Here is an 18021-nt window from a genome sequence, read left to right as displayed (position 1 = left end):
ATGGGAGCGCTTGCGAGTGCTCCCATACTTTCTATTTAGTAACCCTTTAATCTACGAGATTTGCCTGGTCTCCAGGTAATAGCGTTTCTCGTTGGCCTCTCCCAGCGAAAATGATTTGCGCGGCATAGCCCCCTGTTTTGCCACGTATTCAAATAGGGAAGATCGATCCAACGCCGGCAGGTCAATACCGAGCGCATCTTCCTCATTTACGAGGCGGACAAGTTCTTCCTCGCCGTGAATGTACTCGCATGCATGGGCCGGGTCTAACCCAAGATCACTAATCAGCTGGTCAATTAGCTCTTGTACCGGTTCAACCACAAGAGCACCCGGTTGAACGAGCTCTAACGTGTGACGCCCGCTCGCGGTGAGAAGATCAAGCGAGACAACCTCGCCGTCATGGCGTTCGTTCCATTTGGCCGCAGCATCTTGCAGTTGCTGCGCCGAAATGCCGCGCAAAAGGCGGTGGATCGGCTCCATTACTAGGCCGTCATCATGCACGTTTATAAGTTCAACCAGTGCGAATCTTGCCGGATGACTTGCAAGCTCAGATGGCGAAAGCGTGGGCTTGAGGTGCTCCCAGTGAGACTTCGCGGCCGCAAGCGAATGGTTACCATCGCCCACAATAAAGCGGAAACCGTGGCGCTCCTCAAGTCCATCAAGCACGCTCTTGATGGACGCCCACAGCTGGGAATCGCCGGGGATGTGCCAGCCCTTGACGCTACCGCCTTCCTTCATCAGATCGGTACTATACAGCGGGCTTAGCGTGGCAGGATCAATGAGTTTTTGGACCTCGAAGTCGGGGTCATCGTAGAGAACTTGCACGTGCGGAAGTTCCAGTGCGGCGCCGCGGCGCACGGCCTCTCGGGCGGGAATACGCTCCAAAACAGTGGCTTCGGATGCGCGGGCATCAACTTCTTGGCCGGTGTAGGAATAGGTTTCGAGGTCGAGCGCAAGCACGAGGCTGCGGCGTTTTTCTACGTAGGGTGTTGCTCGCTCAGTGTAGATAACGGTGTTTTCAACCACCTCAATATGGGAGTCAAGGTATTCGTGCATGGCGGCATGGGCGGCCTGCACGCGCGCTTGCAACTCCTCTTCGGTTTCGATCGCCAAATAGACTTCTGGCACGATCATGCGCAAGGTGGATGGCGCGTTGCCTACTATCTGTTCAACTTCGCTCCAATATGCGGGTGAGGCGGAAAACTGATCCGCGGCAATCACGCACCATTTGTATAGGTCCGCTTCTTTTGGCAGGCCGATGTTGGCGGGGAAAACTTGAGCAGTGGTCAAGGCGACTCCTTAAGCTGACTTCCTCCATCATCGCAGATCGGGCGGGGCCTTGTTGGGCCGTATCGAAAGGTAGAGCGTTCACGCTGTGACCACTGCCGGTGCCAGGGGAGCACGATACCTAAAATAGACTTAAATCGAAGTGAGGAAGGAAGCATCATGAGCGACGGGCTAAGCCACAACATGACGGCATTGGAAGCCGAGGGGGCGCGAGCGCTACCGGCGGCTAAGGCAGTGGCGCAGCGTTTTGAAGTGCAACCACATCCGGCGCCTGCGAGCGAGGAAGCCTGGACGAAGGCGATGGATGAGCTGAGCTTTGGTGCGGCCTATTCGGACCACATGGCCCGCGCGATTTGGACAAAAGGGCAGAGGTGGCACAGCAAGCAGGTTGTCCCGTTTGGCCCGCTCACCCTATCGCCGGCCGCCGCGGTGCTGCATTACGGGCAAGAGATTTTTGAGGGAATGAAGGCATACCGTCACGATGACGGGTCAATCTGGACATTCCGCCCCGGCTATAACGCGGCCCGCTTCAATGCGTCAGCAAGGCGTATGTGCATGCCGCAAATGGAGGTGGAGGATTTTGTGGGTGCCATCGCCGCCCTCGTTACCGAGGATGCGAAGTGGGTGCCCACTCCGTTTGGTTCCTCTCTGTATCTGCGACCGGTCATGTTTGCCTCCGAGGCGTTCCTGGGCGTGCACGCCGCTGCGGAGTATACCTTCTTGACTATTGCCACCCCCGTGGGCCTCTACTTCAAGGATGGTTTAAGCCCCGTATCGATTTGGGTTTCGGACGGGTTCCACCGCGCCGGCCCCGGCGGAACGGGAGCAGCAAAGACGGGCGGGAACTACGCTGGCGCCCTCCTGCCCCAAGAAGAGGCGGCAGATGCTGGATTCGACCAGGTTTGTTTCCTGGATGCGCGCGAGAACCAGTATTTGGAAGAACTGGGCGGCATGAACGTGTTTGTGGTGCGTAGTGATGGTTCTGTGCGTACACCGAGCCTTACCGGCACCATTTTGGAGGGCTCCACCCGGTCTGCAATTATTCGCCTGCTGCGCGACCGCGGAACTCCTGTTTTTGAAGAGAGGATCCGCCTATCCGACTTGGCCAAGGACATTAGAAGCGGTGAGGTAACCGAAATGTTTGCCTGTGGAACTGCTGCGGTGGTAACGCCAATCGGCAGACTTGCGTCAAAGGACTTCGACCTAGAGATTCCTGGATCGGCGCTCACCTTGTCGATATACAACCAACTGGTTGGCATCCAAAATGGGCACGAACCAGACCCGTACCACTGGCTCTACCGCATCGTGTAGTCGTTGCTAGAAAAAGTAGCTCCCATCGCCGCTGGGCGATGGGAGCTACTTTATTTGCAAGTCTTGTTTACTCGCCGAATTCCTTCTTCAGCTTGTCAACGCCGGCCTTCAGGTCCTCGCCAGCCTGCTCTGCCTTGCCCTTGACATCCTCAGCAAAATCCTTGATCTTGCCTGCAACCTGATCTGCCTTACCTTCGGCCTTCAGATCCTTGTCCTGGGAGACCTCGCCAGCAACTTCCTTCGCTTTACCGGCGATCTTGTCTTTCATGCCGTCTGCCATGGTTAACTCCTAACTATTGAAAATCGGAACATATATTATTGTAGCGTCTCCACCTTAAAGTTTCCTGGGCAAATCGCATAAAACCGCTCCAAACTGGGCGAACGTCTTAGCCTAAATCTGCTTTCTTTGCACCAAAGAGATGTCTCTTACCGCGCCTTGTGACGCCGAAGTAGCAGTCATCGCATACAGCTTCAAAGCATCTGAAACTTCGCGTTTACGCTCCTTCGGAGTCCACGGTTCACTGCGCTCTAACTGCTTGTTGCGGCGCTGGGCAAGTACCTCCTCGGGCACATCGAGCGTGAGCTCACGCCGATCCACGTCGATGATGATGCGATCCCCATCTTCAATCAGGCCAATCGCACCGCCCGCTGCTGCCTCGGGAGAAATATGCCCCACGGAAATGCCGGAAGTGCCACCCGAGAAACGCCCATCCGTAATGAGCGCAACCTTCTTCCCTAGGCCGCGACCCTTGATAAAAGAGGTCGGGTACAGCATCTCTTGCATTCCTGGCCCGCCCGATGGGCCCTCGTAGCGGATCACAACCACGTGGCCTTCGTGCACGGTCTTGTTCAGGATCTTCTCAATAGCCTCTTCCTGGGACTCAAACACGATTGCTTCCCCCTCAAAATGGAAGAGGGACGGATCGATACCAGCCGCCTTGATCACCGCGCCTTCAGCTGCCAAATTGCCGTGCAACACGGTCAAGCCGCCACTGGCAACGTAAGCGTGTTCTACAGACCGGATACAACCAGCCTCGCGGTCGGTGTCCAGCTCTTTCCACCTGTTGGCGGTCGAGAATGGCTCGGTTGTGCGCACATTACCGGGCGCGGCCGAGAACAGCTCGAGCGCTTCAGTCGACGGTGAGCTCCCACGGATATCCCACTGCGCGAGCCACGACTTTAGATCAGGGGAGTGAACTGCGTGCACCGAATGCTTCAGTAGCCCAGCGCGGTCAAGTTCACCGAGCAGGGCTGGCACGCCGCCTGCGCGGTGCACGTCCTCCATGTGATAGTCGTTGTGGTTTGGCGCCACTTTCGACAGCGTTGGCACGGTATCTCCCAGCCGGCCAATGTCGTCCATGTCAAAATCAACGCCGCCTTCGCGAGCCGCTGCCAGCAAGTGAAGAACTGTATTGGATGATCCTCCCATTGCCATGTCCAGGCTCATTGCGTTTTCAAAAGCATCCTTGGTGGCAATATTTCGGGGCAGTACAGACTCGTCTTCGCCATCGTAATAACGCTTCGCGAGTTCAACAACGAGGCTTCCTGCGCGCTCAAACAGGCCGCGGCGAGCCTCATGCGTTGCAAGCGTTGAACCATTACCAGGCAGCGATAGGCCGAGGGCTTCGGTCAAACAATTCATCGAGTTGGCCGTGAACATGCCGGAGCACGAGCCGCACGTGGGGCACGCGAGTTTTTCGATCTGTAGCAGCTGCGCATCCGAAACCGCATCGTCAGCCGTTGCATTCATGACGGTGACGAGGTTGCCATGCCCCTCTTTAGAATCGCCCAAGATCACATTCGGATCAATGTTTTTGCCGGCCTCCATGGGGCCACCCGAGACGAACACGGTAGGAATGTTAAGACGCAGTGCAGCCAGTAGCATGCCCGGCGTGATCTTGTCGCAGTTCGAAACACATACGAGGGCATCGGCGCAATGGGCATTCACCATATATTCAACCGCGTCGGCAATCACCTCGCGGGAGGGCAGGGAATAAAGCATGCCCGAGTGTCCCATCGCAATACCGTCATCGACCGCGATGGTGTTGAACTCTTTTGATACCCCGCCCGCTTCAGCCACGGACTTTGCAATAATCTTGCCTACATCGCGCAGATGCACATGACCGGGAACAAACTGTGTAAACGAGTTCGCGATTGCGATGATTGGCTTGCCAAAGTCAGAATCCTCCATGCCCGTGGCGCGCCAGAGTGCGCGGGCCCCAGCCATGTTTCGCCCTGCTGTTGAAGTATTTGAACGTAGCGCAAAAGCCATCGCTAACCCTTTCCGTGTTTCCTCAAGCATATTTTGGTTGCTACTTTCGCGGCGCGCCAACTCGCATGCCGAACAGTGACCAAAACCCCGCCCGTGCAAAGCCCTCCGTTAGGAGAGTTGGCCGGGGCTACATAAGATGGAAATATGCACGGTGAATATAAGGTTCCAGGCGGGAAACTGGTTGTTGTTGATTTAGACGTTGCAGATGGAGCACTTGCAAACGTTCGTATCTCCGGTGACTTCTTCCTCGAACCCGATGAAGCATTATTTCGCATGACTGCGGCGCTCGAAGGCCTCGTAGAGCATTCCAGCGCGAACGAAATCACTGCCGCGCTGGATGCGGTAGTGCTGCCTACAGATACTTTGTTTGGCCTCACCACGCGCGGCGTTGCAATAGCTGTGCGCCGCGCGCTTGGCAAGGCTTTGGACTGGACCGATATTGACTTTGAAGTAATCCACGGCCCGGCAATCGATCCAATGCTCAACGTTGTCATGGATGAAACACTCGTGGAGGACGTGGCTGCAGGCCGGCGCAAACCATTCATGCGCATCTGGGAGTGGAACGCGCCCCAAGTGGTAATTGGATCCTTCCAGTCGTACTCAAACGAGATCGATGAGGACGGTATCAAGAAGCATGGCATCGTGGTTTCTCGCCGCGTCACCGGGGGCGGCGCCATGTTCATGGAGCCGGGTAACTGTGTTACCTACTCGTTGGTTATCCCCACCGGCCTCGTTGATGGACTTTCGTTTGAAGAGTCTTACCCGTTCCTTGACGAGTGGTGCATGGAATCCCTCGAAAAAGTTGGAGTCAAGGCCTTCTACATTCCGCTTAACGACATCTCTTCCGAAAAGGGAAAGATCGGCGGCGCAGCCCAGAAGCGGTTTGCTAACGGGTATATGGTTCACCACGTCACCATGGCCTACGACATTGACACGGTGAAAATGCTTGAAACCCTGCGGATTGGCAAGGAAAAGCTCAAAGACAAAGGTACCCGCTCTGCGATTAAACGCGTTGATCCTATGAAGTCGCAAACCGGCATGGCGCGTGAAGACATCATCGAGGTGTTCCTGGATCACTTCCGCGCTAAGTACCACGCGGCGCCCGGTGAAATCACCGAGGCTGACATCGCAACCGCTAAAGAACGGGCGCGTACCAAGTTCTCCACACCGGAGTGGGTGAAGCGCCTCCCTTAGGCAAAAGCTATGACTATGACGCACATTTCCACACACATCGAGCAAATTCTGAGCCAGATGGAGGATGCTGCTGCCTCCTCGGGGCGTCCGGCCAGCGACATCGACCTGGAACTTGCTATCAAAACTCGCGGTACCGAGGAATGCGAAGCCGCTGCGCACGCTCTTATAGAGTTTGGCCGCCCCGTCCTCATGGGACAAAATCGCGTTCAGGAGGCCGAAGTAACCACTCCGTACCTGCGTGGGCTTGGCCTGGATAATCTAACCACCACCATGATCGGCCCGCTCCAGACCAACAAGATCAACAAGGCCCTGCGGGTGGTTGATCAGATCGAAACGGTTGATTCATTCCGTCTAGCTGAGGCAATCAATAAGCGGGTTAAAGACCGGCGCTTAGACGTCATGATCCAGGTAAATACTTCGGGGGAAGAATCCAAATCTGGAACAGGGCCGGTAGAGGCCATCGAGGTTGCGCAACAAATTGCCGAGCTGGAGAACCTGCGCGTCATCGGCTTTATGACCATCGGAGCTCATACCACTAACGAGGTGGTGATCCGCAAGTCGTTTTCTGACCTACGCGAAATTCGTGATCGGGCTCTGAAGTTGCCCGGACTTCAAAATGCTAGCGAACTATCAATGGGAATGACGTCCGATTTTGCACTCGCAATCGCTGAAGGTGCCACGCGAGTTCGAATGGGGTCGGCAATTTTTGGAGCAAGGAAGTAAATAATGCGCACAATTCTAAACATAATTTGGCTTATATTCGCAGGTATCGAACTGGCGCTAATGTACGTCTTCTTCGGCCTGCTTGCCTTCATTCCGATCATTACGATCCCTGCAGGAGTGGCGTCATTTCGAATGGCTGCCTACGTCCTCTGGCCGTTTGGTCGCAAAGTTGTTGACAAGCCAGGAGCTGGCGTTGGATCAGCGCTCATGAACGTCGTGTGGTTTTTGATTGCGGGCCTCTGGCTTGCCATCGGACATATTGCCACTGCGTTCACCCTTGCCATCACGATCATTGGCATTCCAATGGCAATCGCCAACCTGAAACTCATTCCGGTAACCTGCTTCCCGTTTGGAAAGAAAATCGTGGCAACTGATGGGCAAGACGGAGTGCTTGCCTAATACGCGAGTACTACGGGGGAACAAGCGTGCAGCCGACTACCGGGTCTTCCAGTTGAAGATATTCGGTAGCCGGCTGTTCTATGCGCCAAGTTGCCTACCTCGGCCCTACGTCAAGTAGGCGGAAGACGGGCTTATTTTCGTCAGCCGAGAGCTCGGCATCTACCAGAGCCAGCAGCCTCCAGTCGCAGTCCCCCTGCTCATCCTCGAACGTGTATGTAACTAAAATGTTGCCCGCCTGCAGCAAGCCCGCATTAGCCTCAATCAGGCGATCAGTTACACCCGCGCTTGCCAAATCCGCGTCCTGCGGGCTGATCATCCACGAGTATCGCGCTTTTGACCGTGCCTCGGGGCCTGCTCCAAGCCAGTCATATTCTGCGTAATAGCGGTCTAAAACGTTTTCCCACCGGGCTTCGCTCCAGGTTTCAATGCCGTCAGAATCGGCAAAATCAGTCAGGCTGTCAAGATCGTCGAGGGCAAAACGGTCCACCCGTTTGAACAGTTCGTTTCGGATCTGCTGGTGGAAGAAATGCGGGTTGGCTGTGATTGAGACGCTACCGTCCTCCGCTGCGCCGAATGCTCGTTCAGCCCCGGACTCATCCGACTCCATCACCGCGCCATCTGGGTTAGAAAGCGCTTCCCACTCGTCAATTAACGAGGAGTCAACCGCGCGGATCAACTGGCCGAGCCACTCGATGATCTCGCGCAGCTCATCATTCATCAGCGAGTCTGGAATAATCTGTCGTAATGCCCGGTAAGCATCCATCAGGTAGCGCAGAATAACGCCCTCGGAGCGGGAGACGTCAAAGCGGGAGACCAACTCTGAGAACGTCATCGCATTCTCAATCATCATGCGTACAACCGACTTTGGTGAAAGCTCCAAATCACCCACCCACGGGTTCGATTGCACAAACATGTGGAATGCGGGCTCCAGCAGTTCGGCCAGAGGGCGCGGCCAAGTCACGTCCTCCAACGCCTCCATGCGCTCCTCATATTCCATTCCGGCTGCCTTCATCGCGGCAACTGCTTCCCCTTTTGCTTCATTTTGCTGTGCAAACAGGAGGGGACGCGGATCCTCCAGCACTGCCTCGACTATCGAGATTGCATCCAACGCAAAACTTTCCGCTTGCGCATCTAGCAAATCTAAGGCGGCTAGGGCGAAGGGGGAGAGCGGCTGATTAAGCGCAAAATCGTCAGGCAAATCCCGCATCAGGCGAAGTCGATCAACACCGGCCGTACGAGCATCTTCTGAAGAGAGCTTCTCGACAACTCCGGCTTGGCGCAGCGATGTGTAGATCTGTCCGAGTCGCCGCAAGTGCGGATTGGATTCGCCTAGATCATCGTGATTGTGTGTTGCTAGATATAACAGATGTTCGGTGGGAGCCTTCGGATTAGCCAGCACATTTAACGCCATTGAATGTGTGAACTCAAACTGTGAGCGCAGAGCCTCGGGCTCGGCAGATTGCAAACGCTCGAACGTGGACTCGGACCAGCCAACCCGGCCCTCGGGGAGCTTCTTGCGAACAATCTTCTTAAGCTTCTTTGGATCATCTCCAGCGCGAATCTCAGCTTGACGATTCTCAATCACATGGTCGGGCGCCTCGACAACAACCCAACCCACCTCGTCGAAACCCGCGCGGCCCGCGCGCCCGGCAATCTGGTGGAACTCGCGTGCGCTCAAATGGCGCTCGCGGCGTCCATCAAACTTAACCAGTGAGGTAATAAGTACAGTTGTAATCGGTACATTAATGCCCACGCCCAGGGTGTCTGTACCGCAAATCGCGGCCAGAAGCCCCTGTTGGGTTAGGCGCTCTACCAGCCTGCGGTAACGGGGGAGCATTCCTGCGTGATGAACGCCTACGCCTCGGTGCAATAGGCCGCGAAGAATCTGGCCAAACCCCTTTCCGAAACGGAAATCAGCCGTAGCCTCTTTAATGCGCTCTTGGTGACGTTTAGAAATGAGATTTGGAGTGGCCAGATTAGACGCGGTCTGCATGGCTGCTTTTTGCCCAAAATGGACGATGTAAATCGGATATTTGCCAGTTTCGATTAGCTCCGCAACCGAATCTGCCAGCGGCAACTTTGTGTAGGCCATTTCGAGGGGAACGGGGCGTTTCGCATCATCAATCACCGAGACTGAGCGCCCGGTGCGTTCCTCTAGATCCTTCACAAAGAAAGAGACGTCGCCAAGGGTTGCGGACATCAAAACGAACTGCGGCTTCTTTAGCTCTAATAGGGGTACCTGCCACGCCCATCCGCGCTGTGGGTCACCGTAAAAATGGAACTCATCCATAATCACCATGTCCGCATCTAGGTCAGCGCCTTCTCGCAGTGCCTGATTGGCCAGAATCTCGGCTGTGCAACAAATGATTGGCGCATCTGCATTGACCGATGCGTCCCCGGTGACCATGCCTACATTTTGTGAACCAAATAGGGATACGAGGTCAAAGAATTTCTCTGACACCAGTGCTTTGAGTGGAGCCGTATAATACGATCTGCCGCCACGAGCCAGCGAGATGATGTGGCCGGCAAGAGCGATCAATGACTTTCCCGAGCCCGTCGGTGTGGCCGCAATTACGTGGTTGTTTCCTAGTAGCTCAATAAATGCCTCGTCCTGATGCGGATAGAGCGGCCGCCCGCCCGACTCTGCCCACGAACAAAACGCATCGTACAAGGCATCGGGGTCATTAAGCTTCCCACTATCTTCGAGGTCGTCGAGGAGTTCATTCAACACTGGGCTCATGCTGTGATTGTCTCAAAAACCTGGGACAAAAATTTTACCGGACCTACAAGGGACAAGTGAGTTGCTTAAAACAGGGTGAAAAAGCGTTGAAACGTCCAGCCTTTGGTTTTAAATAGGGGATATTTTGTTGTTTTTACTTATTGCTTAGTAATATCTGTACATATCCCAAATGTTTCTCTTCCGGGAGTCCTGTGATGAAAACTGCCTCGATTGGCATTGCGCTGGAAAATGCGCTTCTTTGGTCTGTAAATATGCTCTACTCGTGGGTGCTCGTATTCCTGCTCATAGGAGTGGGTATAGCAATCACCGTTTATCTTGGTTTCCCACAGATAAAGAACGCAAGAGACATTTTTCATTCGGTCTCGGGCTCTCGAACTCAGGTTCTGCAGGGCGTGACATCTTTCCAAGCTTTCGCGGTAGGTATTGGCACGCGCGTTGGCATTGGTAACATCGCGGGCGTTGCCCTCGCTCTTGTAATGGGAGGTCCGGGCGCGATCTTCTGGATGTGGATAGTAGCCCTGGTTGGTATGGCAACTTCGTTTGCAGAATCTGTGCTCGCTCAGGTGTACAAGGAAAAACACCCCGATGGCGTCTTCCGAGGCGGCCCCGAGTACTACATGCGTAAGGGCCTGGGCTGGAAACAAGCCGGCATTATTTTTGCAGTTATTTCCGTGGTGGCTTCTGGCCTCGCGGTGCCAATGGTGCAAATCAACACGGTGGCGGCAACGTTCAATGCAAATCATGACATTTCGCCGTACTCCACGATGCTCTTTACTTTCCTACTTCTGGCCCCTGTCATTTTGGGTGGCATTAAGTCAGTGGCACGTGCGTCCGAGTACCTGGCCCCGATTATGGCTGCGGTCTACATCCTCATCGCTATCGTCGTGATTGTTCTTAACCCGGCAGCGGCTCTCGCGGCGCTCGTCCTGATCATCAAATCAGCGTTCGGCTTTGGCCCGATTGCCGGAGGCATACTGGGCGGCATCTTCATCGCCCTTGTAAATGGCGCTAGACGCGGTCTTTTCTCCAACGAGGCCGGACTTGGTACTACGCCTCACGCGGCTGGTTCTGCAACCGTAGCTCATCCTGCACAGCAAGGGTTTTTGCAGTCATTTGGCGTATTCATTGACACGATCATCGTGTGTACGGTCACCGCGCTTTTGATCCTCACATCGGGATTGTACGAGGCCGGCATGGATCCCGAACTGGCCGGCTCGCTAACCGCGCAGTCCGTGAGTGCGCAACTGGGATCCTGGATGGCCCTTCCCATGTCGCTCATCATTTTCATTTTTGGTTACACCACGGCGTACGGTGCTTATTCTTACGGCCAATCCGCACTCGATCACCTAACTCGCAATAAGTACATCTCTTTCGGGTTCAGGGTTGTAGCTGTCATTGTCGCTTCTCTCGGTGCAATCGTGAAGCTCCCGGTGGTGTGGGCGGTGTCGGACCTTCTGCTGGGGCTAGGCGCAATCATTAACCTGCTGGCCCTCATTGCTCTAATGAAGGTTGTGCGAACCATATTGCAAGACTGGAACGAGCTGCGTGACAGCGATGACATGAGCTTCAAGATTGCGAAGTACCCCGAACTTGAAAAGCAAGCCGACAAGGATATCTGGGTATAGCTACACTGGGGGCGTCAAGGTTTAGGAGGACCCAGTGCGAGTAACAAGATTTAGTGCGGGTGCGAACCCCAAGTACGGAGCCATTGCTGAGGGAGCGGACCGTATCGAAGGGCTAAAAGGAGACCCTCTTTTTCAAGGGGTGGAGCCGTCCGGCGAAGTCTTTAAACTCGACGAGGTGCGCCTGCTCAGTCCGGTGATTCCTCGCTCAAAAATCGTTGCTGTTGCAAAAAACTACCGCGACCATGCGGCTGAAATGGGTGGGGAAGTGCCGGACCATCCGAATATCTTTTTCAAGCCAAACACCGCTGTGATCGGTCCGGATGACCCGATTGTTCTGCCCGAGTGGAGCCGTGAAGTCCACTACGAGGCCGAACTGGCCGTGGTTATTCGCACGCTGTGCAAAGACGTAAGTGCAGAAAACGCTCTCAACTACGTGTTTGGTTATACGGTTGCCAACGATGTGTCCGCGCGTGATGCGCAGCGAATCGACGGGCAGTGGGCCCGTGCGAAGGGGTTCGACACGTCCGCTCCGTTGGGGCCGTGGATCACGGTAGATCCGCAACTAGATATTGATGACCTCAATATTGAAACGCGAGTAAATGGCAAAGTGGTGCAGCAGGGCAATACTCGCGACATGGTTTTTGACGTGCCCTATTTGATTGAGTACATTTCGTCGGTTATGACACTCCTACCTGGTGACGTCATTATGACGGGCACTCCTGCTGGTGTTGGGCCTATTGAAGCAGGAGACCGCGTGGAATGTGAGATCGAGGGCATTGGTAGCCTCGCGAACTTTGTGACGAGGTAACAAACTGAACTTTATCGCGGCGTTCAACAACTCGCGTCTACCCATTACTTCAGCGCAAAACGACATTGCGGCAGCGGTTTTGGGCAGGCGCCGCTTCGTTCTATCTGCCAGCCCCGGTTCGGGTAAGACTACGCTGGCGCCGCTACTCATTCGTCATCTTCTCGATGAGCAAGGTTCGAGTGGGCGCATCCTGATCGCGCAGCCGCGCAGGGTGGCCGTGAGATCAGCAGCAAAATATGTGGCGTCTTTGTTGGAGGAAGAACCTGGAGGCGCGGTTGGCTGGACGATGCGCTCGGACCGGAAGATCAGCGCACATACGCGGATCGAGTTCACAACTACCGGTAGTTTGCTTCGCCGCCTCCTCGCTGACCCTGATCTAACCGGCGTTGATGCTCTATTGCTAGACGAGGTGCATGAGCGTCACATCGATTCAGACCTCGCCCTCGCATTCGCGCTCGACATCGCAGATATGCGCGATGACCTCCTGCTTGGAGCAATGTCTGCAACGGCGGATGTGGATAGATTCCACGCTTTGCTGGCGAGTTCAGCGCAAACGGACCGGATTGAGGTTGCGGGAGATCCGTATCCGCTGAGCCAAGTGTGGAGGCCAGCGTCTGCACCAGCGCTTGACGCGGGAGGAGCCAGCCCGGACTTCTTGAGCCACCTTGCGTCTACTGCGGTTGAGGCTTTTGAAAACAATGGGCCGACCCTCGTTTTTGCCCCGTCGATTCGCAACGTGGAGGACGTGGCCGCAATGATCCGCGGCGCCGGGATCCGCACGTTCACTCTGCACAGTGGTATTACAACGCAGCAACAGGACGAGGCGCTGGCACCGGGTGAGCGGGTCATTGTGGCAACTGACATTGCAGAGACATCGCTAACGGTTGCAGGCATCAACTGTGTGGTTGACTCTGGGCTGACGCGCAGCCCGCGATTTGATGTGCGTCGCGAGGCCGCTGCGCTGGTAACGGTCAGAGCATCTCGTTCTTCTGCAACCCAACGCGGCGGTCGCGCCAATCGCACGGGCCCTGGTGTTGTGTATCGATGCTATTCGCAAACAGATTTTGCAAGAATGACGCAGTATGCCACCGCGCAGATTGAAAGCGGGGACTTAACCGAAGCCGCGCTACTTGCGCATGCCTGGAGCGAGCCGGAGCAGATGCGCTTGCCTTCTCCATTTCCTGCGCCAGGGTTGACGCGGGCAGAAACCACCCTAGAAGGTATCGGCGCTCTAGCCGGCGGGCAGATAACGGACGAGGGGCGCATGTTGGCTATGGTGCCGGCAGACCCACGCATGGGGCGCGCCCTCCTTCTAGCCAGTAGGTGGAGCGGGCAGGAGCAAACCGTGGCGCGGATCGTTGCGGCGTTAGCCACCGAAACGAGGTCGGAAAGCGCCGATATTACAAAAGTGCTGAATCAGGTGCCGCAAGCCGATGTTCGCAGATTTCGGTCCATCGCTTCCAAGTTTTCGCCCTCGTATGGGTCTGCTTCTCCAGACCTTCTGCTGAATGAAGCGGATCTTCCCGGTGTTGTGATCGGTCTGGCCTATCCGGGGCGGATTGCGAAACAACGGGGCAAACAAGATGGTCAGAAAAGACGCTTCCTGGCGGCTTCCGGTACAGGATTTAGCGTTGATGCAACTTCTCCGCTCAGCTTTGAAACCTGGATTGCTGTTGGCGGCGTGCTCACAACAGGCGGGGTTACAAACGTGACCGTGGGGGCTCCACTACAACCGGAGTGGGCGCGTTGGATCGCAAAGCCAATGTTGCGATCCGAGGTCGTGACCGAGCTTACGGGAGGGCGGATTACTGCAAGTTGCATTGAACGGTTGGGCCAGATCGAGCTTGGACGCCGACGCGTGCAACCGACGATTGAGGAAGTGCGAAAGGTGCTCGCCACTGCCCTGGAGGAGAGGGGCCTGGACTTATTCAAGCTAGGCGCAGCGGGCCTTGACCTCGTGAATAAAGCCAGGTACATCAGCGCGCGGGACGCGTCTTGGCCAGAACTTTCAAACGATCAACTCGCAAGCTCGGTAGATGAGCTACTTGGAGAGTGGTGGGAAGACCTCCTTGGTGGAAAACCGCTGGCGCAAATCGACGTTACAAACGGACTCAAAACTCTGATCGGATGGAACAAGGTAGCAAAGCTAGATCAGCTGGTGCCAAATTCGATCGAACTGCCCTCCGGTAATCGCGCGCGAATCGTGTTTGATCCGGAGCGAGGCCCAACCGTACGTGTAAAACTGCAAGAAACGTTCGGGTTCAAGAAAGTGCCAACGGTGATGGGGGAGCCGCTCACATTCGAACTTCTATCGCCCGCCGGACGAGCGCTTGCCATCACCTCGAATTTGGAAACATTCTTCAACGAAACCTACTCGCAGGTGCGCGCGGAAATGCGCGGACGCTACCCCAAACACCCGTGGCCCGAAGATCCGTGGACCGCCACCGCCACGCGCAAAACCAACGCGCGTTTGCGGTGAGCTGGGACCCTAAGCAGACAGCGCTGTCATGCGTTCGATTGAACGGCGCACGACCCCAGCGGAAGACGCGAAACCGAACCGCACATACTGCTCAAAACCTTTACCGAGGGCATTGCCAGGCGTCGTACGAACCTTCGCTTCTTCAAGCAGGTACTCCTGCGGATTTTGTACGCCGAGATTAGATGCGTCAATCAGCCCCATGTAGGTTCCCTGCGGCGTAGCCCAACTGAGCGAGGAACCCTCCAACAAGCCATCGATTAAGGCCACATTCTGCCGCAGGTAGGCATTTAGTTCGCCCAGCCACTCCTCGCCTTCTTCGTATGCGACTGTTGTTGCCAGAGCGCCGAGCGGTGTCGGATGATTCAGCCACGCAGCCGCGGCCTCGAACCTATTAGTAATCTGCCCCGTTGTGATCATTTGCGCGCAGTGCAGCCCTGCCAAGTTAAAACCCTTCGACGCTGCAACCGCGGTGACCGTCCTGTCAGCAAAAGCCTGATCCAGGCCGGCAAAGCAAATATGGGAAGAGGGGGTTGTAACCAGCGGAGCGTGAATTTCGTCATTGAACACAAGCAGGTCGTGACGAGTCGCAATCTCTCCTAAACGCGTTAGTTCAGCGGCGGTAAGAACCCTACCGGTCGGGTTCCACGGGTTGCAAAGGATAAGCAGATCAGCATTCTTAGCCGCGACCTCAATGCCATCAAAATCGAGTTGCCACATGCCGTCGACAATCGCGGAAGGAACCTCGATAACCTCGTGGCCAAACTTGCCCGGTAGCGTCAAAAAAGGCATGTAAGCAGGCGTTGGGACTATCACCCGTGAGCCGGGCTTCAACATGTGGCCAAGGATCGCATTCAAACCATCGAGCACTGATGATGCCAACCGCACATTCTCGGCTTCAACCTCAAGGCCGTAGCGGCGGCCAACTACGCTCGCGGTGGCGTCTTTAACCCGGTCGGACAGTTCCTGTGGCATGTAGCCTAGAAAACCCCTCTTAATGGCGCTCACGAGGGCTTCTTCAACTATCGGAGCGGTGCCGAAGTCCATCTCTGCAACCCAATGGCCAGACACGCCCGGCATCTCCCACTTCAAAAGACCGCTGGCGTGGGCGGTGTCCTCGTCAAAAGCATCAAAATCAGTCATTGCAATCCCTTCCGCCTACAACCATAACGACAACGGTGGTTGCGAACGCAAGTGGTACGGGGCAAGGACGGGCTGTGAAATCAAAGACTTGGTGCGTGGCAACCACGTTGAAAAGCCGGCGGATAAACGATGTAGAATCGAGACATCATGGATACTATAAATGGCGGCAAAGTCCGCGTTCGTTTTTGCCCATCACCAACTGGAACCCCTCACGTAGGAATGGTCCGCACCTGCCTGTTTAACTGGGCGTGGGCCAGGCATGTTGGGGGTACGTTTGTGTTCCGCATTGAGGATACCGACGCCCAGCGAGACTCTGAGGAGTCATTCGATCAGATTATTGATTCTCTAACTTGGCTTGGCCTGGACTGGGACGAGGGTGTACTTAAGGGTGGGCCGCATGAGCCGTACCGGCAGTCGCAACGCATGGACATTTACAAAGACGTTGCGGCGAAACTGCTAGAAGCTGGTTACGCCTACGAGTCTTTCTCAACGCCAGAGGAGATCGAAGCGCGCCACAAAGCAGCAGGTCGTGATCCAAAGCTTGGCTATGACGGTTTTGACCGCAATCTTACGGAAGATCAGAAAGCTGAGTTTCGCGCACAGGGACGCAAGCCGGTGCTCCGCCTGAGGATGCCGGATGAGGACATTACCTTCACGGACCTCGTTCGCGGTGAAATCACGTTTAAAGCCGGCTCTGTTCCGGACTATGTGATCGTGCGAGGAAATGGTCACCCTCTCTATACCCTCGTGAACCCCGTAGATGATGCGCTCATGGACATTACGCACGTGCTACGTGGTGAAGACCTGCTATCTTCCACCCCGCGTCAGATCGTTTTGTATCGCGCTCTCATCGAGCTCGGAATCGCAAAGCAGATGCCGGAATTTGGCCACCTGCCTTACGTTATGGGTGAAGGCAACAAGAAGCTGTCCAAGCGTGATCCGGAGTCGAACCTGTTGCTCCACCGCGAAAACGGCATGATTCCAGAGGGTCTGCTGAACTACCTAGCCCTACTTGGCTGGTCGATTAGCCCCGATGAAGACATCTTCTCGGCTGAAGAAATGGTGAAGGCGTTTGACATTCACGATGTGAACCCCAACCCGGCGCGTTTCGACCTGAAGAAGGCCATTGAGATTAACGCCGATCACATTCGTATGCTGGAAGAGGATGACTTCAAGCGTCGCATCGTGCCGTTCCTTTACCGCGACGGCTACGTGTCAGCTGAAGAGTTTGATGGGCTTACGGCTCGTGAACAGGAAATCATCACCAAGGGAGCGCCGCTAATTCAAACGCGCATTCGCCTACTTGGCGAGGTTGGCGGCATGCTCGGCCCGTTCTTTGTGGAAACCGAAGTGCTTGAGTTTGAAGATAAAGCTGTGGGCAAGCTCAAGGACAATGCTGGCGAGGTTCTGCGTGCCGGTATAGAGGTCATAGAAGGCCTGCCCGAGTTCACCGTCGAATCTTTGGAAGAGGCGTTACGAGCCCGCCTCATTGATGAAATGCAGGTCAAGCCTAGGCTTGCATTCGGGCCGCTACGCACCGCCATTTCTGGCCGACAGGTGTCTCCGCCACTGTTTGAGTCCATGGAAATTATGGGCAAGGAAGAGGTCTTGGCAAGGTTGCGCCAGCTGGAGGCCAAGCTCGCCCAGTAGCATCCGTGAACGTGAACTAAATAACGATGATCGGATTTTGTAAGGTGATGCTTCGTCGGGTAGAGTTTCTTGTTGGCGCTTCCTAGTGAAGGCTTTCCGTCAGCGGGAAACCGCACGAAGAAGCTACCTTACCTTGGGGTATGGTGTAATTGGCAGCACGAGTGATTCTGGTTCATTTAGTCTAGGTTCGAGTCCTGGTACCCCAGCGAAGCACCTGACCGTAGGTCAGAGGTTTCAAAGCGAGTAATCGCAAGGCCCCCATCGTCTAGCGGCCTAGGACACCGCCCTCTCACGGCGGCGACACCGGTTCAAATCCGGTTGGGGGTGCAGGTTCTAGTAACCAAATTGGCGCGAAAGCGCTTAGGCCCCCATCGTCTAGCGGCCTAGGACACCGCC

13 protein-coding genes and 2 tRNA genes are annotated in these 18021 nt (G+C 55.5%); 10 read left to right on the top strand and 5 right to left on the bottom strand.

Features of this window, described 5'->3' with window-relative positions; translation table 11 throughout:
- Positions 1-51: 51 nt before the first annotated feature.
- On the bottom strand, positions 52-1287 hold the full coding sequence (locus HMPREF2891_RS06390) for a DUF1015 domain-containing protein (RefSeq protein WP_070664539.1): 1236 nt from the start codon (positions 1285-1287) through the stop codon (positions 52-54).
- A gap of 156 nt (positions 1288-1443) precedes the next feature.
- On the opposite strand from HMPREF2891_RS06390, the gene HMPREF2891_RS06385 reads away from it, so the two are divergent.
- Positions 1444-2595, top strand: coding sequence for a branched-chain amino acid aminotransferase (locus HMPREF2891_RS06385; protein WP_070664537.1), 1152 nt, complete (start codon positions 1444-1446; stop codon positions 2593-2595).
- A gap of 67 nt (positions 2596-2662) precedes the next feature.
- Here HMPREF2891_RS06385 and HMPREF2891_RS06380 read toward each other — a convergent pair whose 3' ends face one another.
- Positions 2663-2875, bottom strand: a complete 213-nt coding sequence (locus HMPREF2891_RS06380; RefSeq protein ID WP_070664535.1) for a CsbD family protein — start codon at positions 2873-2875, stop codon at positions 2663-2665.
- 111 nt (positions 2876-2986) lie between these two features.
- Positions 2987-4867, bottom strand: coding sequence for a dihydroxy-acid dehydratase (gene ilvD, locus HMPREF2891_RS06375; protein WP_070664534.1), 1881 nt, complete (start codon positions 4865-4867; stop codon positions 2987-2989).
- Positions 4868-5011: 144 nt separating this feature from the next.
- Between ilvD and HMPREF2891_RS06370 the strand changes: the two genes are divergently transcribed.
- Genes HMPREF2891_RS06370 through HMPREF2891_RS06360 form a run of 3 tightly spaced genes read left to right on the top strand, consistent with a single transcriptional unit; the run spans position 5012 to position 7183 of the window.
- Positions 5012-6061, top strand: a complete 1050-nt coding sequence (locus HMPREF2891_RS06370; RefSeq protein ID WP_070664532.1) for a lipoate-protein ligase LplAB — start codon at positions 5012-5014, stop codon at positions 6059-6061.
- A gap of 9 nt (positions 6062-6070) precedes the next feature.
- Positions 6071-6784 (top strand): YggS family pyridoxal phosphate-dependent enzyme, encoded by a 714-nt coding sequence (locus HMPREF2891_RS06365; protein WP_261666844.1) that lies wholly within the window; start codon positions 6071-6073, stop codon positions 6782-6784.
- A 3-nt stretch (positions 6785-6787) separates the two neighbouring features.
- Positions 6788-7183, top strand: a complete 396-nt coding sequence (locus HMPREF2891_RS06360; protein ID WP_070664530.1) for a YccF domain-containing protein — start codon at positions 6788-6790, stop codon at positions 7181-7183.
- Positions 7184-7277: 94 nt separating this feature from the next.
- Here the strand turns inward: HMPREF2891_RS06360 and HMPREF2891_RS06355 are convergent, their stop codons facing one another.
- Positions 7278-9923, bottom strand: a complete 2646-nt coding sequence (locus HMPREF2891_RS06355; protein ID WP_070664528.1) for a DEAD/DEAH box helicase — start codon at positions 9921-9923, stop codon at positions 7278-7280.
- Positions 9924-10117: 194 nt separating this feature from the next.
- Between HMPREF2891_RS06355 and HMPREF2891_RS06350 the strand changes: the two genes are divergently transcribed.
- The 3 genes from HMPREF2891_RS06350 to HMPREF2891_RS06340 are packed head-to-tail and all read left to right on the top strand — an operon-like array spanning position 10118 to position 14835.
- Positions 10118-11548, top strand: a complete 1431-nt coding sequence (locus HMPREF2891_RS06350; protein WP_070664526.1) for an alanine/glycine:cation symporter family protein — start codon at positions 10118-10120, stop codon at positions 11546-11548.
- A 34-nt stretch (positions 11549-11582) separates the two neighbouring features.
- A complete protein-coding gene (locus HMPREF2891_RS06345; protein ID WP_070620611.1) occupies positions 11583-12356 on the top strand; it encodes a fumarylacetoacetate hydrolase family protein in 774 nt (257 codons plus the stop codon).
- Between the two features lie 4 nt (positions 12357-12360).
- Positions 12361-14835 carry an ATP-dependent RNA helicase gene (locus tag HMPREF2891_RS06340; protein WP_315940657.1) on the top strand — a complete coding sequence of 825 codons (2475 nt, stop codon included), beginning with the start codon at positions 12361-12363 and terminating at the stop codon, positions 14833-14835.
- A gap of 9 nt (positions 14836-14844) precedes the next feature.
- On the opposite strand, the gene HMPREF2891_RS06335 is transcribed toward HMPREF2891_RS06340, so the two are convergent.
- Complete coding sequence (locus HMPREF2891_RS06335) at positions 14845-15975, bottom strand: MalY/PatB family protein (RefSeq protein WP_070664522.1); 1131 nt, start codon at positions 15973-15975, stop codon at positions 14845-14847.
- Positions 15976-16122: 147 nt separating this feature from the next.
- Here HMPREF2891_RS06335 and gltX point away from each other — a divergent pair, with 147 nt between their 5' ends.
- From gltX to HMPREF2891_RS06320, 3 genes are all read left to right on the top strand, one after another.
- Positions 16123-17625 carry a glutamate--tRNA ligase gene (gene gltX / locus HMPREF2891_RS06330; RefSeq protein ID WP_070664521.1) on the top strand — a complete coding sequence of 501 codons (1503 nt, stop codon included), beginning with the start codon at positions 16123-16125 and terminating at the stop codon, positions 17623-17625.
- Positions 17626-17759: 134 nt separating this feature from the next.
- Positions 17760-17831, top strand: a tRNA-Gln gene (locus tag HMPREF2891_RS06325).
- Between the two features lie 48 nt (positions 17832-17879).
- Positions 17880-17952, top strand: a tRNA-Glu gene (locus HMPREF2891_RS06320).
- Positions 17953-18021 lie beyond the last annotated feature (69 nt).

The sequence above is a fragment of the Actinomyces sp. HMSC065F11 genome (genome assembly GCF_001813085.1).
Lineage (GTDB): Bacteria > Actinomycetota > Actinomycetes > Actinomycetales > Actinomycetaceae > Gleimia > Gleimia europaea.
The sequence above is the reverse complement of the archived record's forward strand: the minus strand, read 5'-3'. Positions and strand labels throughout refer to the sequence as shown.

Coding starts and splice junctions, on each gene's coding strand:
- HMPREF2891_RS06385 (WP_070664537.1), top strand. CDS start 1,444: ATGAGCGACGGGCTAAGCCACAACATGACGGCATTGGAAGCCGAGGGG.
- HMPREF2891_RS06380 (WP_070664535.1), bottom strand. CDS start 2,875: ATGGCAGACGGCATGAAAGACAAGATCGCCGGTAAAGCGAAGGAAGTT.
- ilvD (WP_070664534.1), bottom strand. CDS start 4,867: ATGGCTTTTGCGCTACGTTCAAATACTTCAACAGCAGGGCGAAACATG.
- HMPREF2891_RS06370 (WP_070664532.1), top strand. CDS start 5,012: ATGCACGGTGAATATAAGGTTCCAGGCGGGAAACTGGTTGTTGTTGAT.
- HMPREF2891_RS06365 (WP_261666844.1), top strand. CDS start 6,071: ATGACTATGACGCACATTTCCACACACATCGAGCAAATTCTGAGCCAG.
- HMPREF2891_RS06360 (WP_070664530.1), top strand. CDS start 6,788: ATGCGCACAATTCTAAACATAATTTGGCTTATATTCGCAGGTATCGAA.
- HMPREF2891_RS06355 (WP_070664528.1), bottom strand. CDS start 9,923: ATGAGCCCAGTGTTGAATGAACTCCTCGACGACCTCGAAGATAGTGGG.
- HMPREF2891_RS06350 (WP_070664526.1), top strand. CDS start 10,118: ATGAAAACTGCCTCGATTGGCATTGCGCTGGAAAATGCGCTTCTTTGG.
- HMPREF2891_RS06335 (WP_070664522.1), bottom strand. CDS start 15,975: ATGACTGATTTTGATGCTTTTGACGAGGACACCGCCCACGCCAGCGGT.
- gltX (WP_070664521.1), top strand. CDS start 16,123: ATGGATACTATAAATGGCGGCAAAGTCCGCGTTCGTTTTTGCCCATCA.